At 48.4% G+C, this 16,588-nt stretch carries 15 protein-coding genes; 3 read left to right on the top strand and 12 right to left on the bottom strand.

The window, feature by feature from the left end:
• Positions 1-730: 730 nt before the first annotated feature.
• The 5 genes from lhgO to recQ all read right to left on the bottom strand — a co-directional run bounded on the left by lhgO (position 731) and on the right by recQ (position 8,099).
• The gene (gene lhgO, locus JTN23_RS15700) at positions 731-1,930 is read right to left on the bottom strand and encodes an L-2-hydroxyglutarate oxidase (RefSeq protein ID WP_247235809.1); all 1,200 of its coding nucleotides are present in this window, start codon (positions 1,928-1,930) and stop codon (positions 731-733) included.
• 47 nt (positions 1,931-1,977) lie between these two features.
• Entirely contained in the window at positions 1,978-3,174 is a 1,197-nt protein-coding gene (locus JTN23_RS15695; RefSeq protein ID WP_247235808.1) for an anhydro-N-acetylmuramic acid kinase, read from the bottom strand.
• Between the two features lie 162 nt (positions 3,175-3,336).
• Entirely contained in the window at positions 3,337-4,419 is a 1,083-nt protein-coding gene (locus tag JTN23_RS15690) for a PSP1 domain-containing protein (RefSeq protein WP_247235807.1), read from the bottom strand.
• Positions 4,420-4,533: 114 nt separating this feature from the next.
• Positions 4,534-5,823: a phosphoribosylamine--glycine ligase gene (gene purD, locus JTN23_RS15685; protein ID WP_247235806.1), complete on the bottom strand. Its 1,290-nt coding sequence runs from the start codon at positions 5,821-5,823 to the stop codon at positions 4,534-4,536.
• A gap of 59 nt (positions 5,824-5,882) precedes the next feature.
• On the bottom strand, positions 5,883-8,099 hold the full coding sequence (gene recQ / locus JTN23_RS15680; protein ID WP_247235805.1) for a DNA helicase RecQ: 2,217 nt from the start codon (positions 8,097-8,099) through the stop codon (positions 5,883-5,885).
• A 92-nt stretch (positions 8,100-8,191) separates the two neighbouring features.
• On the opposite strand from recQ, the gene JTN23_RS15675 reads away from it, so the two are divergent.
• The gene (locus tag JTN23_RS15675) at positions 8,192-9,166 is read left to right on the top strand and encodes a KpsF/GutQ family sugar-phosphate isomerase (protein WP_247235804.1); all 975 of its coding nucleotides are present in this window, start codon (positions 8,192-8,194) and stop codon (positions 9,164-9,166) included.
• A 21-nt stretch (positions 9,167-9,187) separates the two neighbouring features.
• Here JTN23_RS15675 and JTN23_RS15670 read toward each other — a convergent pair whose 3' ends face one another.
• From JTN23_RS15670 to rpmG, 7 genes are all read right to left on the bottom strand, one after another.
• Positions 9,188-9,664 (bottom strand): DUF4293 domain-containing protein, encoded by a 477-nt coding sequence (locus JTN23_RS15670; protein WP_247235803.1) that lies wholly within the window; start codon positions 9,662-9,664, stop codon positions 9,188-9,190.
• Positions 9,665-9,764: 100 nt separating this feature from the next.
• Entirely contained in the window at positions 9,765-11,081 is a 1,317-nt protein-coding gene (gene rimO, locus JTN23_RS15665; protein WP_247235802.1) for a 30S ribosomal protein S12 methylthiotransferase RimO, read from the bottom strand.
• 122 nt (positions 11,082-11,203) lie between these two features.
• Positions 11,204-11,833, bottom strand: coding sequence for a PH domain-containing protein (locus tag JTN23_RS15660; protein WP_247235801.1), 630 nt, complete (start codon positions 11,831-11,833; stop codon positions 11,204-11,206).
• 12 nt (positions 11,834-11,845) lie between these two features.
• A complete protein-coding gene (locus JTN23_RS15655; protein ID WP_247235800.1) occupies positions 11,846-12,481 on the bottom strand; it encodes a PH domain-containing protein in 636 nt (211 codons plus the stop codon).
• 9 nt (positions 12,482-12,490) lie between these two features.
• On the bottom strand, positions 12,491-13,447 hold the full coding sequence (gene ftsY / locus JTN23_RS15650; protein ID WP_247235799.1) for a signal recognition particle-docking protein FtsY: 957 nt from the start codon (positions 13,445-13,447) through the stop codon (positions 12,491-12,493).
• A 156-nt stretch (positions 13,448-13,603) separates the two neighbouring features.
• Positions 13,604-13,756, bottom strand: coding sequence for a DUF4295 domain-containing protein (locus JTN23_RS15645; protein WP_247235798.1), 153 nt, complete (start codon positions 13,754-13,756; stop codon positions 13,604-13,606).
• Positions 13,757-13,808: 52 nt separating this feature from the next.
• Complete coding sequence (gene rpmG, locus JTN23_RS15640; RefSeq protein ID WP_207507381.1) at positions 13,809-13,991, bottom strand: 50S ribosomal protein L33; 183 nt, start codon at positions 13,989-13,991, stop codon at positions 13,809-13,811.
• Positions 13,992-14,263: 272 nt separating this feature from the next.
• On the opposite strand from rpmG, the gene JTN23_RS15635 reads away from it, so the two are divergent.
• On the top strand, positions 14,264-14,923 hold the full coding sequence (locus JTN23_RS15635; RefSeq protein ID WP_247235797.1) for a c-type cytochrome: 660 nt from the start codon (positions 14,264-14,266) through the stop codon (positions 14,921-14,923).
• Positions 14,924-15,355: 432 nt separating this feature from the next.
• Positions 15,356-16,570, top strand: coding sequence for an NADH-quinone oxidoreductase subunit D (locus JTN23_RS15630; protein WP_247235796.1), 1,215 nt, complete (start codon positions 15,356-15,358; stop codon positions 16,568-16,570).
• The last annotated feature ends 18 nt before the right edge of the window (positions 16,571-16,588 follow it).

The following is a 16,588-nucleotide window of genomic DNA, read 5'->3' as shown; positions in this document are numbered from 1 at the left end:
GGTAGGCCTGTAATCATCATCTTCATTATCATTTACAAGCATGAGTGCCAGATAGCGCTGGTTATCTTCACCTGAGATTACCTTAGCCTTGGGTGTAGCATACGAAAAGGCTCCTAAAAAGGATAGTAGTAGAGCAAGAATAATAAATCTCGCGGGTAGTTTCAAGATTGATGAAGAACAATAAAACAAATTATTGTACCTTTTTTGTCCAATTCGGTTACAAAATGTGAGGACACAATAGTCTTGTACAGAATTTTTCATGAGGAGGAATATTACTTACAATTAGAAGTTCTGAAAATGGCTCTGTCTAGGTTCAAGAACAGATAGATCGCAGCAGATACGACTGCTTGGCAGTGTAATTAGATAGTGATTTCCGCAGGTACGGAGGTTGAAAAAGAAAGCCGAACGGCCCTTGATTAAATGCAAAATAATTTTTCATCAGAGGAGGTGATTAAAGTATATTATGTACAATAATAGTTACAAACTTAAGCCCAAACTGTTACTTGAACCAATAATCAAGGCTTCAATCAATGATCACTTAGTGTATGGTACTGTAAAAGGCTCTACGAACAAATAGTGTGCATAATATACCCTTCGGCATATGTAGTATCTTAGTGAGCAATAGCTGTGCCAAAAAAGAAAGGCGTGAATATTATTTTCTGGATTTTGGATAATAAAGAAGAGGCCGATGTTTCCACCGGCCTCTTCTTTATTTACTATTTTTTTGTTATTATAATCTTGCTAATACCCGCTCGGAAACAGTCTGACCGATGGAGAGTGATGAAGTAGCCGCCGGTGACGGAGCATTACACACGTTAATGGCATGCGCACTTTCCAGAATAGCAAAGTCATCTACCAGTCCACCTTCGTAGTCGCAGGCCTGAGCCCGCACACCCGCACCACCCGGTATCAGATCCTCTTCCTGAACGTCTGCAATCAGCTCCTGCAGTGCTTTGGTGAAAGCTGCTTTTGAAAAGGAACGATAGTACTCACCAAGTCCCGTACGCCAGTACTTAGCAGCCACTTTCCGGAAACCAGGCCAGGCCAGTGTCTCCCAGAACTCCGTCATATTTACATCAAGCTTATTGTATCCTTCCCGCCGGAAAGCAAGTACAGCGTTAGGCCCAGCCTCAATACCTCCTCCAATCATGCGGGTAAAGTGTACGCCAAGGAAGGGGAAGTTAGGATCCGGTACAGGATAAATGAGGTTTCGGACCAGATGGTGCTTTTCTGGCTTGATCTTGTAGTACTCACCGCGGAATGGTACGATCCGTAGCTTAATGGCTTCGGGTTGGGTGAGCTGAGCTACCTTGTCGGAGTATAGGCCGGCACAATTCACCACCAGCCTGGTAGTATAGGTAGTACCTTTTTGGGTTACTAGTTCGGTGCGGCCAGTCTGATTACGTATATCAATTACTTTCTCTCCAAATTTTATTTCACCACCCAAACTACGTACACGCTCGGCGTATTTTTCGGTAACTGCTTTGTAGTCTATGATACCTGTATAGGGTACCCAGATCCCTTCTAGCCCATTGACGTGCGGCTCTATTTCCCGCATCTCCCCCAGCGTAATTTTCCGGTTCTTAGTCAGGCCATTCTGCATTCCGCGCTCGTACAATCCATTCAGTATCGGGATCTGCTCGGGCCGGGTAGCTACTACTATCTTCCCACACAGATCATAAGGTACTCCTTCCTTATCACAAAAATCCAGCAGCATCTGATACCCCCTGATACAGTTCGTGGCTTTGAGGCTTCCGGGTTTGTAGTACAAGCCCGAGTGAATCACGCCACTGTTATGACCTGTCTGGTGCATGGCCACTTCCAACTCTTTCTCCAGTACCAGTAGCTTTAAGGATGGGCGCTGCTCTTTCAGGCGAAGGGCCGTGGCTATACCCACGATTCCTCCGCCTACTATAATGATATCGTACATGTGATTAGGTATATGATGAGGGTCTACCGGATTTTGAAAGAACAAAGTTAGCCCGGAAAGGATATTTTTCCCATAGTAACACTGGGTACTCCCTCTCTGGTACCAAAGTCGGTATTACCACCCGCTACAGTCTCATTAGCCAGAACGGCAAATAGTACGGCTTCCTTGGCATCGCCCGCAATACGCAGTTCATCGGTCAGGTATAGCGGCAGGTCGGGTAGTTGTTCGCGGATGTGGCGCATCAGTACCGGGTTGTGTGCCCCTCCTCCGCTTGCATACATTACATACGACTCCTCCGGACGAATCACTTTTCGGATTGCATCTACTATGGTATCGGCACTGAAGCGGGTAAGGGTAGCCATCAGGTCTTCGGGAGTCATGGAGGTAGTACCGCTCCGCTGCTGGGCGTTCCGGACAAAGTCAAGGTTGAAGACCTCAGGTCCGGTGGTCTTAGGGAAAGGTGCCTCGAAGAACGGGTTCCTTTTCAGAAAGCGAAGCAGATCCTCATTAACATGGCCACTCGCCGCTATCGCTCCATTCTCATCATAAGACTTTTCGAAAAAGCGCCTTGAGAATGCATCTATTAATGTATTGCCGGGTCCGGTATCGGTGGTAAATACCTCAGTAGCATCCAGAGTGCCGGGAAGATAGGTAAAGTTGGCGATGCCACCCATGTTGAGCAGAATTCGGTTTTCATCCTTCTTGGAAAAGAGCAGGTAGTCGCCATATACCGCCAGGGGTGCTCCTTCACCACCGGCCGCTATATGCTTCTGGCGGAAATCGCTAAGGGTGATTATCCCGGTCTTAACTGCTATGTGGTCACCATCGCCAATCTGCAGGGTAGCATTGGGATAGTTGGTGAGGTTGTGCTGCTTCTGAGGAGCGTGAAATACAGTTTGCCCGTGGCTCGCAACAAGGTCTACCTCAGCGGGAGCTACATTCCAGCTGGCGAGGCAGTCCAGAATCATCTGGGCATGTACCTTTCCGATATGCGGATTGAGCAGGCAGAGTTGCTGAAAGGAAATCTCAGGCTTAGCAAAAATCTTCCGTACTTCGTTCCGGAAGGCATCGGTATAGGGGACGGTAGTAAACTCTTTTAGTTCAAGTTGGGTAGCCATACCGCTACCTGTAATATGACAAAGAGCTACATCAAGCCCATCCAGTGAAGTACCTGACATTAACCCTACAATAGTACGTGTCTGCTTACCGGCAATTTCCCCCAGCTCTTTAATGTATTTGTTCATTCGGTGTAATCTAAAAATAAGGCGTAAATATCTGTATTTTGTTAGCAGGAACGAGTACCAACCTTAAATTTTCATTCCTGATCCTGCTTTCTCCCCTGCTATAAGACCATTCGTACTTAGGAGAAACAAGTAAGGCTGCCCTTTCAGACAGCCTTACCTATATTAGCTATTCGGATTCTGCTGTGGCGCTTTATTCTTGCTCTTGTTGCGGCCACTCCGACTTTTCTTTTTCTTTTTCTTCTTCTGCTCTTCACTGTACTTACGATCCAGGCTTTCCAGATCGCTATTGAGTGAGGCAGGCCCTTTCTCTGGCTTCTTTTCCGGCTCAGGCGTTAGTACTTCAAAAGACTCCGGAATAATACCTTTTTTGTTCAATTCTATTATCTCCAGTACCTTACCGATGGGCAGGGAGTACCAGTTGGTCTCCTTATCAAACCCAAACCACATGATCTTCTTGAAGATATCCGTTTTCTGCAACGTGGCATTCCCTTTCTTAGTCTTGAGAGGTACATCTACGCTCGGAATATCCCGCAAGGCATCCATGTAAGTTTCCAGCTCGTAGTTCAGGCAACATTTCAGCCTTCCGCACTGGCCCGACAGCTTCGCCGGATTCAGTGACAGGTTCTGGTAACGTGCCGCTGAGGTAGAGATGCTCTTGAAGTCAGTAAGCCAGGTCGAGCAGCAGAGCTCACGTCCACAGGAACCTACTCCGCCCAGGCGGCTGGCCTCCTGGCGCAGACTAATCTGGCGCATTTCGACCCGAATCTTAAACTCGGCCGCCAGTAGCTTAATCAGCTCCCGGAAGTCTACCCGCTCTTCGGATGAGTAGTAAAAAGTAGCCTTGGTATTGTCCGACTGGTACTCTACATCCGACAGCTTCATATTCAGCTTAAGCTCACGGATGATTTCGCGCGTCCGGTACATGGTAGGCAGATCGCGGGCTATGGCTTGCGTATGCTTCTCGAGATCTTTCTCATTGGCTACACGGTATATTACCTTCAGATCGTCATTCAGAAGAATGCTCTTACGCTTCATCTGCAGCCGAACCAGCTCGCCCTGTAGTGATATCATACCTATATGATGACCCGAAGGCATCTCGCATACTACATAGTCGCCGGTGGTAAGGTCCAGTTGATTTACATTACGAAAGTATTCTTTCCGCCCTCCTTTAAACTTCACCTCCAATACATCAAACCGCTGGGCCACGGGTACTTCCATGTGGCTCAGCCAGTCGAATACATTCATCTTGTTACACCCGCCTGTTCCGCAGGTCCCGTTACTCCCACACCCGGCTACTGTGGCACCGCTAGTGCCGCAACCTCCGGATGTACATGATATACATCCCATAATACTACTTCCTCAATCTTTATAACGTATTAAATCAAGACCGATGTCGTGCCGGTAGTACTTCCCCTCAAACTGCACCGTATGCGCAGCCCGCTGCGATTTATGCACAGCGTTTTCGAGGGAATTAGCGATGCCCGTCAGGGCCAGCACTCTACCTCCATTGGTTACGACCTCGGTATTATTGTTGAACGTGGTACCTGCATGAAACACCACTACATCATCCAGACGGTGCGTTTCTGCAATTACCTTTCCTTTTTCATAGGCATCCGGATATCCACCCGATACTACTACTGTTGTTACGGCCACCTGCGGAGATACTTTCATTTCAACATCCTGCAAAGTACCCTTAGCCGTAGCCGCCAGTAGTGTCACCAGGTCCGATTGGATACGTGGCAGTACCACTTCGGTCTCAGGATCGCCCATGCGGACGTTGTACTCAATAACGTAGGGCTCTGACTTTACGTTCATGAGCCCGATGAAGATGAAGCCTACGTACTTGATGCCTTCGCTCTTAAGTCCGGCCAGGGTGGGTTTTACCACCTTCTCTTCTACCTTTCTTAAGAAGTTACTATCTGCGAAGATAACAGGTGATACAGCGCCCATCCCACCGGTATTGAGTCCAGTATCGTTTTCTCCGATTCGTTTATAATCTTTTGCCTCGGGCAGTATCTTGTAGTTTTCGCCATCACAGAGTACAAACACAGATAGCTCTACCCCACGCAGAAACTGCTCTACTACTACCTTGCTGCCGGCTTCGCCAAACTTACCACCTACCAGCATATCCTTCATGGCAGCCTGTGCGTCGGCCAGAGTTTCGGCTATGATTACTCCTTTGCCGGCTGCCAGTCCATCCGCCTTCAGTACGATAGGCAGAGCATGAGCCTCAAGGTAGGCCAGGCCCTCTTCCAGTGTTTCGGAAGTAAAGGTACGGGAAGCAGCGGTAGGTACTCCGTACTTCTGCATGAAGCTTTTGGAAAAATCCTTGCTTCCTTCCAACTGGGCTCCGGCCTTATCAGGTCCGATCAGCCGGACGTGCTTCAGCTTTGGACGCTTGCGGAAGAAATCTACAATACCTCCCACTAATGGCTCTTCGGGACCGATAATAACCAGATCGACTTTATTTTTAAGGACGGCATCAGCTACTGCCTCAAAGTCATTATATGAAACAGGTAAATTAGTAGCCAGTTCAGCGGTTCCTGCATTACCAGGCGCAACGAATAATTCATCACAAAGAGGGCTTTGAGAGATTTTCCATGCGAAGGCGTGTTCGCGACCACCAGAGCCCAGAATAAGTATGTTCATGCTATGTTTAGAATAAATAACCGGAGAGCAACCGCCCTGCCTTGTCAATTAGGTGTGAATTAGTTAGCTAGTTCTGACAGGAATTTGATACGCATCAGGCGTAACTCTTCTTCACTTACATCATCTCCCGCAAACTCCTTCAGGGCAACGGCTATATTGTCCGTCTCGGCATTCATAAAGTAATCGTATATATCCTGCTGACGCTCCCGATCCATGATCTGGTTGACGTAGTAGTCCAGGTTTAGCTTGGTACCTGAGTAGCAGATATGCTCAATTTCCTCGATCAAGTCCTCCATGGACAAGTCTTTGGCCTCAGCAATCTCCTCCAGATCCACCTTACGGTCTACCTGCTGGATAATATAGATCTTGACCTTTGACTTATTAACGGTTGACTTAATGACGACATCCTTAGCGGTTTCGATGTCGTTCTCCTCCACGTAGCGGCTGATCAGCTCGATAAACTGGCGGCCAAACTTCTGTACCTTACCCATCCCGACCCCATTGATCTGGGCCATCTCCTGCTGCGTAGTCGGGTAGGTAGTAGCCATCTCTTCCAGCGAAGGATCCTGGAAGATCACGTACGGAGGCAGGTTCTTTTCTTTGGCTACTTTCTTCCGGAGGGCTTTCAGCATCCCCAGCAGAGCCTCGTCATAAGCGTGGGCACTGCCACTACCTACTGCTACTTCCTTATCCTCCTCCTCTACCTTCTCGTCTTCCTCCTCGTAGTTATGATCTTTGCTGATCGTAACCGGATACGGATCGTTGATGTAGTTAGCACCTTTTTCGGACAGCTTCAGTACACCGTAGTTTTCGACGTCCTTCTCCAGGAATCCGTAAATAACCAATTGGCGAAGCAGCGATACCCAGAACTCATGGGACTCATTAAGCTCGGTACCTTTACCGTAGATATCTTCCAGCTTATCATGCTCATAACTGCGTACGTACTGGTTTTCGGTAGCGGTTACGAGGTCGGCTATATGTTCGGCGTCGAAGCGCTGGCCTGTGAACTGGGTAGCCTTCAGCACCAGGATTACCTCATCCTGTACCTTCATCCGTTCGGTTGGCTTCACGCAGTTATCACAGAAACCGCAGTCTTTATCCAGGTACTCACCGAAGTAGCTCAGCAGCTGGCGACGACGACATACCCCCAGGTTGGCGTAGGCCACCATCTCGTTGAGCAGGTGGCGGGCGTTATCACGCTCCGTTACTGACTTATCCTTGTTGAATTTCTCCAGCTTCTGAATATCCTCAAAGCTGTAAAACATGATACAGTTACCTTCCAGTCCATCGCGTCCGGCCCGACCGGTCTCCTGGTAGTAGCCTTCCAGCGACTTGGGAGCATCGTAATGGATCACAAACCGTACATCCGGCTTATCAATACCCATTCCGAAGGCAATGGTCGCAACAATAACGTCTGCCTCCTCATTCAGGAAAGCATCCTGATTGGCCATACGGGTGTTGCTGTCCAGACCCGCGTGGTAAGGCAGCGCCCGTACATCATTTACGCTCAGGAACTCAGCGACCTCTTCCACAGTCTTACGGCTGAGGCAGTACACGATCCCTGACTTGCCCTTGTTGTTGCGGATGTACTTGATGAGCTGCTTCTTAGCCTCTTTCTTGGACCGGATTTCGTAGTACAGGTTTTTCCGGTTAAAGGACGACTTGAAAGTTTCGGCTTCCTCCATCTGCAGGTTCTTACGGATATCCTGCTGTACCTTGGGGGTAGCGGTAGCCGTCAGAGCAATGATGGGGAGATTACCTATATTATCAATGATACCATGGATACGGCGGTACTCAGGGCGGAAGTCATGTCCCCACTCCGAGATACAGTGTGCCTCATCGATGGCTACAAACGAGATTTTGGTCTTTTGCAGGAAGTCCAGATTCTCTTCTTTGGTCAGAGATTCGGGAGCGATATAGAGCAACTTGAGCGAACCATCCAGGGCATCTTTCTTTACTTTGTTGATTTCAGCCTTGGTCAGGGTTGAATTCAGAAACTGCGCATTGATACCGAAGGCATTCATCTGATCTACCTGGTTTTTCATCAGGGCGATCAGGGGAGAGATTACTATGGCCATTCCATCACTCACAATGGCAGGTAGCTGATAGCACAGCGACTTACCAGCCCCGGTAGGCATAATTACGAAGGTGTTCTTTCCGGCGAGTATATTCTGGATAATAATCTCTTGGTCGCCCCGGAACTGGCTGTAACCAAAGATTTCCTTAAGTCTTTCCTTCAATGTGTCTAAAACGACTTTATCAACCTGCTGTATCATGCTCTGTCAACAAATGGGTTATTCCAAAGTTCTCTATCTTTGCTTGTAAAATCAATACTAAAATTAGTCAATTCTCTAACAGTAATTCAAATTTGAAATTAGTAAAAAATATTCAGTCCATAGCAAAAGATGTCTTACAGCAGGAAGCGGATGCTGTGCGGCATCTGGTGGACCGTATCGATGATTCTTTTGAGAGTTGTGTGGAAACCATCCTCCACTCGGGAGGCCGGGTTGTCATAACGGGTGTTGGTAAAAGTGCTCTGATCGGTCAAAAGATCGTGGCTACACTTAACTCTACCGGTACACCTGCCCTATTTATGCACGCCGCCGATGCCATTCACGGTGATCTGGGGATGATCCAGTCGGACGACGTAGTCATTGCTATTTCTAAAAGCGGCGATACGGCCGAAATAAAAGTACTGGTTCCTTTACTTAAGCGCACTAACGTAACGCTGATTGCGATGGTCAGCAACCGCGACTCCTACCTGGGCCGTAATGCTCATTATGTACTGCACGCCTATGCTCCCAGCGAAGCCGACCCGCTGGACCTGGCTCCTACTACCAGCACTACCGTAGCTCTGGCACTGGGTGATGCTCTCGCCATCTGTCTGCTGGAAGCCCGCGGCTTTACCCGCCAGGATTTTGCGAAGTACCATCCGGGAGGTGCACTCGGCAAAAAGCTCTATCTGAAAGTGTGTGATATATACCCTGGCAACTTACTGCCTGTAGTATACGATTCGGCTACGGTCAAAGAGGTAATCCTGGAAATTACTTCCAAAAGGCTGGGCGCTACCGCCGTGGTTGATTCTGGCCAGCAATTGGCAGGAATCGTTACGGATGGTGACCTGCGTCGTATGCTCAACCAGTACGATACTACGCACATTCTGTCCCTTACAGCTCGTGATATTATGACTCCTTCGCCTATCTGTATAGCCTCGGACGAGTACGCCGTCAATGCTCTGCAGATCATGCAGTCAAAGAGTATTACCCAACTGATTGTAGCCGATGAAGGTAAGGTGAAGGGATTTGTTCACTTACATGATCTACTAAAAGAGGGATTGGTATAAGCACCAATCCCTCTCTCTTTATCAACGCATACGGTTTGACTCCTTCACGATCCGCTCATCACGACGGATGAAGCGGTTGGCCATTACATTGGCCAGCATAGCCACAATGAGGCCATAAAAACCGGGCAGATAGTCGCCGGGAGACTCCGGCTCAAAAAACTTTGCTCCCTTGTAGTACGTCTGGTAAATGGTACCGGCCAGCAGCACGGTCATCAATATAGAATTGGCCGCGCACAGCGCCGACTGCAGCAACCGGTTGCGGTATCTAGTGATGGCAAAAATAGCTACACCAGCTACGATCACGGCTAGTATAGCCAGATAAATCACTGAATCTTCCTGGCTCTGTACGGCATTTACCTGATGGCTCAGGCGCATTACTGTCAATGAAGCAGTCTGTACTCCATCTGCGGCGGTTTTCTGCCACAGGGGCAGCGCCAGGAATACGCCCATTCCGATGGCTACTATAGCTAAAAATAAGGTTTGAATACGTTGTAACATTACTGTTAGTAGTAATTTTAAAATATGTTATTCCACAAATCAGTATAGCCTAGACTATAAACTGGCCTGCAAAAATAGGGAGTAATGGAATAATGCAAAATCATTCCGTCACTAATTCGGCATATAGGTCAAATTCTTCCGCTTCGGTGATACGTACTTTGGTGAAGTCGCCCAGCCTCACGTAGTTGCTGGCGGCCGGCAGTAGTACCTCGTTATCTACCTCCGGCGAATCCGACTCTGTACGGCCGATGAAGTAGCCGCCTTCTTTCCGGTCGAAGAGTACTTTGTATTCCTTGCCTATTTTTTCCTGATTCAGCTCCCACGATATGCTCTGCTGCAGCTCCATAATGGCATCAGCACGCTCCTGCTTTACCTCAGCCGGTACATCGTCCACCATCGTGTGAGAGTGAGTATTCTCTTCGTGTGAGTACTGGAATACGCCCAGACGCTCGAAGCGCATCTTCTCAACGAACTGGTAGGTCTCCTCAAACAGCTCTTCCGTCTCACCCGGGTGGCCGACGATCAGGGTTGTACGCAGGGCTATGCTAGGTACCCGCTCACGGATCGTCTCAATCAAGGCTTCGGTCTTCTCACGGGTAATGCCGCGGCGCATGGCCTTCAGCATCTCGGTAGAGCCGGTCTGGAGAGGCATGTCGAGGTACTTGCAGATATTGGAGCGCTCACGCATGACATCTAGTACATCCAGCGGGAAGCCCGATGGGTACGCGTACTGCAGACGGATCCAGTCGATGCCTTCTACGTCGGCCAGCTGGTTCATCAGATCTGCCAGGTTACGTTTCTTATAAATATCCAATCCGTAGTAGGTCAGGTCCTGCGCGATCAGAATCAGCTCCTTCATCCCGCGCTTTGCCAGCGAACGAGCCTCGCCTACTAACTCATCGATAGGGCGAGATATGTGCCCGCCCCGCATCAACGGAATAGCACAGAAGCTACACGGACGGTCGCAGCCTTCGGCGATCTTCAGATAAGCATAGTGCGCCGGCGTAGTGAGCAGACGCTCCCCTACCAGCTCGTGCTTATAATCTGCCTTGAGGGTCTTGAGCAGACGGGGTAGTTCGTTGGTACCAAACCAGGCGTCTACGGTAGGGATTTCTACGGCTAGTTCATCCTTGTAGCGGTGCGACAGACAGCCCGTCACGTACACTTTATCTACCACCCCTCTGTCTTTGGCATCGGCGTAGCGCAGGATGGTTTCGATGGATTCTTCTTTGGCACCGTCAATAAATCCGCAGGTATTGATAACCACAATCTCGGCGTTATCCTTCTTTGACTCGTGGACTACGTCGTAGCCATTGCCTTTGAGTTGGGTGTAAAGTACTTCGGAGTCTACCAGGTTTTTGGAGCAGCCCAGCGTTACTATATTGACCTTATTGGTACGGGTTCCTTTAGTTTTCATTCTACTTGATCAAGAATTATAATAAAATCAAGACACAGGAGGTACGCCTTGATCTTGAAGTCGTTGACTTTGAACGTCGAACGGGGCCGCAAAGTTCGGTAAAATTTGGAGAAAAAGCGAGACTATTGGATAATTGGGTAGTTCTGCCGGTGACTATGGAGCGGAACATTCTTAAAGTACTCAGACAGAGCCCATAATCCCTTCGAACTACTAGTCAAGACTACTTCATCGTCGTTCATCAGTTTCAGCCGGTAGTAGAAATGGCTTCCAAAAAAGCGAATATCACTATAATAGTACTCGATGGCGGCAATATCTTCTTGCCTGATAGAAATAGTGCGATCAGGAGTTTGCACAGTGAGGCTATAATCAGCGGGATCAAATAGCAGTGTCTTATCTCGCGTGTACTTCCAATGATTAAGATCCAGGAGTAGCAACCGGTAGCTCATCAGACTCATCCATACTAAACCGGCAATAATTACTACTAGCCCTACAAGGTACAAAGGTGATCCTGTCAGGCCTGACCAATTTGCCCGGAGCAGCAGGATAAGCAATATAGGACCTACCGGATAAAACATGTAACTCACAACCCTATTAAGGCTGGTAAAGTACCCCCAGGCCGATACATGGTAGGTACGCTGTACGTAAAGGGGCGAATTCTCGCCTACTGTGTTACGGGTAAGACGGAGTGCTTTGTAGAGATACCAGCCGAAGGCTCCAAAGACCAGCAGGAATATAAAGACAATACTGGACATATATCATGCCGGCTAAGCGTGCTCTGGTATTAGTGGAAAGTCCTGCTTATAGCGTGTATGAGGAATATCTTTGAAGTATAGAAAGAAAGCATCTATACCGGGCATTTTATCTGTTAGTAGTAGCTCATCGCCATTGTGGAGCCTTATTCTGAAGTAGCTGTAGAGGAGCTTTGTATGTTCATTGCTTACTACCTCTATATGCTCAATATCTCCCTCCCTGATAGTATACTGCCCAGCCGGGGTACTTACTGTAACCGTCCTGGGGTTGGGATTGAAGCTGAGTGTAGTACCCCTGGTATGTTTCCAGTAGTTGATATTGAAGTTAAGTATATGAAAGGCCAATGCACCCATCATCAGAGCCAGAAGGCCAAGCGCAACTACTACCTGCCAGCGGGGTGTGGAGTCAGTGACTTTGACAGTTATGGCCATATGAATAAAAAGCAGAGCCATCCCACCCAGAAAATAGGCCATGATGCAGTCACCACTCAGGAAGTAGGTCTTGCCGGTAGTCTGGAAGCTTCGTGGCTCGTATAGAGGATCGTAGGTCTCGTTACTATCGCGAATCAGCCAATAGATCATTAAACCAAACAGCCCAACAAAGAAAGATAGATAGAAAAGTACCAAAATGAACTTTTCAAACCCTGTCATGGTGGTGCCTTATTTTTTGAACAGCGAGTCTACAAATTCAGTCCGGTCAAATACTTGCAAATCATCCATCTTTTCACCTACTCCTATGTACTTTACAGGAATACGGAACTCATCCGAAATACCTATTACCACACCTCCTTTGGCGGTACCATCCAGCTTGGTAATGGCCAGCGCCGTTACTTCGGTAGCCTTGGTAAACTCCCGCGCCTGGATCACGGCATTCTGACCGGTACTACCATCCAGTACCAGAAGTACCTCATGGGGCGCTTCGGGTATCACCTTCTGCATCACCCGCTTGATCTTGCCCAGCTCATTCATGAGGTTGACCTTTGTATGCAGGCGGCCGGCCGTATCAATAATAATTACATCGGCTCCTATCTCCATGCCTTTCTTAACGGCATCAAAGGCCACGGCCGAGGGGTCGGTATTCATTCCATGATCTATCACGGGTACATCTACCCGCTTGCCCCACATCTTGAGTTGCTCCACGGCGGCGGCCCGGAAGGTATCGGCGGCACCCAATACTACTTTATGTCCGCGCTGCTGAAACTGATGCGCCAGCTTTCCGATGGTGGTAGTCTTACCGACACCGTTGACACCCACTACCATCACTACGTACGGCTTAGGTAAGTGCTCGGTCTCGAAGCTGTCCTTTACATCAATTGATTTGTTCTCGGTAAGCAGAGCTGCCACTTCTTCCCGCAGGATCACATCCAGTTCGTCGGCACCGGTATATTTATCGCGCGCTACGCGCTCTTCAATACGGCGTATGATCTTCACGGTGGTCTCTACACCTACATCCGAACTGATCAGAATTTCTTCCAGTTCGTCCAGTACCTCTTCGTCCACGGTAGTTTTACCTACCAGCGCACGTGACAGCTTACCAAAAAAGCTCTCTTTGGACTTTTCCAGTCCTTTATCAAGCGTTTCTTTCTTTTCTTTTGAGAAAAAGCCAAACAAACCCATATTCAGTGGCCGTTTTGTGGTTAGAGAGGGCCACCGGAGGCAGACCCATTCAATTTGAAATTTAAAAATAAAACAAAAAAGTCCCAATATGGGACTTTTCATAATTTCTATATTAAAATCGGAACGTCTATCAGGACTATCCAGGCAGGAGTCATCTTAGCCTTTCAGAGTGCTCTGTACGTTGTCCGCAGGCACCATCTCTTCTTTGAAGGTGTAGGCACCAGTCTTAGGAGACTTTACAGCCTTAATCACCTTGGCAAAAGACTTACCGCCTTCTTTTTTCAGGGTAGCAACTACTTTCTTTGCCATGTTTTCTGTTCGTTAAGGCTACCTGTCGGCTGACAAATAGCGTATGTGATAATTATTTAATCTCTTTATGTACCGTATAACGTCTCAGGAACGGGTTAAATTTCTTTAACTCGATACGAGTGGGGGTATTTTTACGGTTTTTAGTCGTTACGTAACGCGACATTCCTGGAACGCTGGTATCTTTTTGCTCGGTGCATTCCAAAATTACCTGTACTCTATTACCTTTCTTAGCCATTGCTTTACATCTTTTTACGAATAGGACTGCAAAATTAATAGTTTCGGATGAATTAGCAAAGGCTGTGTTTTAAAATTTTGAATATTATTTCATTCATCCGGCTCTTTCTCACGAACTTGCTGATTTCATAAACCCTGGCACAGCTTTATTAGTTATTTTTTTGTCGGATTTTCAGGAAAGTTATTACCATTCCTGCTTTATTTGAGGTGTTTTCAGATGATACTCAGCTGTAGTATCTCCGACTGGTACTTAATTAAACACAAAAGTTAAACATGACACTCAAGAAATTAACACCACTGGCCATTCTTGCTCTGGCAGGATCACTGTGGATCGGTTGCTCATCAAAGGAAGATCAGGATAAGTATGATAAATACTACGGTAGCGGCCGTCAGGAAAGAGAAGAAGCTGCATCTGTCAATACAGAAAAAAAGATAGATCCCGATACTATAAATTCACTGTCTGTAACCAATAATATGGATGATCAGGTAGGTGGAGCCAGCGACGAACGCTTTGACTCGAACGTGGAAGTAGCCGGAAAAACAGAGGCTAATGTATCAGCCAACGCTACTGATGCTAATCCTAAGGGAACGGGTAATGGTGGGGGTACTGCTGCTGCCGGAACTGCCTCTGCGGGTACTGCAACCCCAGCCGCACAGCCACAGGCTGCTGCCCAGAAGAAAGAAGTACCGGCTGATGTAGCGGCTCTGCTCAACAAACATACCTGCGCTGCCTGCCACCGCCCTTACGAGAAACTGGTAGGACCTGCCTTTTCTGATGTTGCCAAGAGAAACTACTCTGCAGATCGGATCGTGAAGCTTGTACATCAGCCTGAACCATCAAACTGGCCGGATTATCCACCAATGATGGCACTGCCTAATGTACCTAAAGCCGACATTGTAAAAATTGCAAACTGGATTAACTCATTAAAATAATCGCTGGTAATGCTTTTACTAATAAGGCATTACTAAAGACATTTAATAGTATTCATAGTGCCAGTTGAAGTTGAAGCTGCCCCTAGTCGACGGGGGCGGCTTCTTTTTTGGTGCCTACTGGTATGTACCCATACAAAAACACCCCGAAGGCATTGCCCTTGGGGTGTCCGCTTTACTCAACGTTATGAATACTGCTATCCTCATTATCGAGCTGATATCAAACTCATAATAACCAAAGTTGTCGAACCTCTTTGAGTATGAGCCTGTTTTTTCGATGAACAGCAGAATCTGGCCCCTCAACTACAGAAAATAGTCCATAGCCAGTTGTTCCACCCGGTAGTCGTGCCCTGCTCATCACTCTTGCCGTACCTACCATGCCGGAATAATAATTCGTATCTTTGCCTATATCACCTCGTTGGTGAAACTATACCTATGAACTCAGTACAATATCAATATAAGCCAGAGCACCTGGCGGTTTCGGAACCTAACAAGTATAACTCCTCGAACCTGCGTACCGAGGAGATGGTCCTGAGCATGGGACCTCAGCACCCCTCCACCCACGGGGTACTACGGCTGGAAGTAGTCACAGATGGGGAAGTAGTCGTAGATGTAGTTCCTCACCTGGGATACCTGCACCGCTGCTTTGAGAAGCACGCCGAAAACCTTCCGTTCAACCAGACTATCCCCTTCGTGGACCGCCTCGACTACCTGGGCGCCATGAATTCGGAGCATGCCTATGTCATGGGGGTGGAGAAGATGCTGGGTATTGAAAACGACATTCCCAAGCGGGTAGAGTACATACGGGTACTGGTGGCGGAGCTGAATCGTATCGCCTCCCACTTTATAGCCGTTGGTACCTACGCCATGGACATCGGAGCCTATACACCGTTCCTGTGGCTCATGCGCGATCGCGAGCACATCCTTCGTATGCTGGAATGGACCTGCGGTGCCCGCATGCTCTACAACTACATCTGGATCGGGGGGCTCTTCTACGACCTGCCGGTAGGCTTTGAGGAGCGCTGCGCAGAGTTTGTGAAGTACCTCAAGCCCAAGCTGCAGGAACTACAGAAGCTGGTCATTGATAATAAGATATTTATACAACGTACCGCCAACGTAGGGGTACTGCCCTTGCCGGTAGCCATTAACTACGGCTGTACAGGTCCGGTACTTAGGGGATCGGGGCTGCGCTATGACCTTCGCCGGGTCGATGGGTACTCGGTGTACCCCGAGCTGGACTTTGAGGTACCCATCGGGGAAGGAACAGTAGGTACCCTCGGTGACTGCTGGGACCGCAACTGGGTACGGGTGGTGGAGTGCTGGGAGTCGCTGAAGATTATAGAGCAGTGTCTGGAACAACTAAACGGCAAATACAAGCGCACGCGCGACTTTGATCCGCAGGCTATGGTACCCAAGAAGATCCGCCCGAAGGCGATGGACTTCTACTCGCGTGGTGAAAGTACCAAAGGGGAGCTGGGCTTTTTCTTCCGTACCGACGGCCGCTCCGACATCCCCTTCCGCTGCAAGGCCCGCTCCTGCTGCTACCACAACCTCTCCGTCATTGGTGAAATATCCCGGGGTGGCCTGCTGGCCGACTTGGTAGCTAACATCGGATCTATTGATGTGGTGATGGGGGAAGTAGACAGGTAGAAGACTCTAACCAGTCCA

The organism is Telluribacter roseus, from assembly GCF_017355915.2.
Classification (GTDB): domain Bacteria; phylum Bacteroidota; class Bacteroidia; order Cytophagales; family Spirosomataceae; genus Telluribacter.
This window is presented reverse-complemented; position numbering and strand designations above follow the sequence as displayed.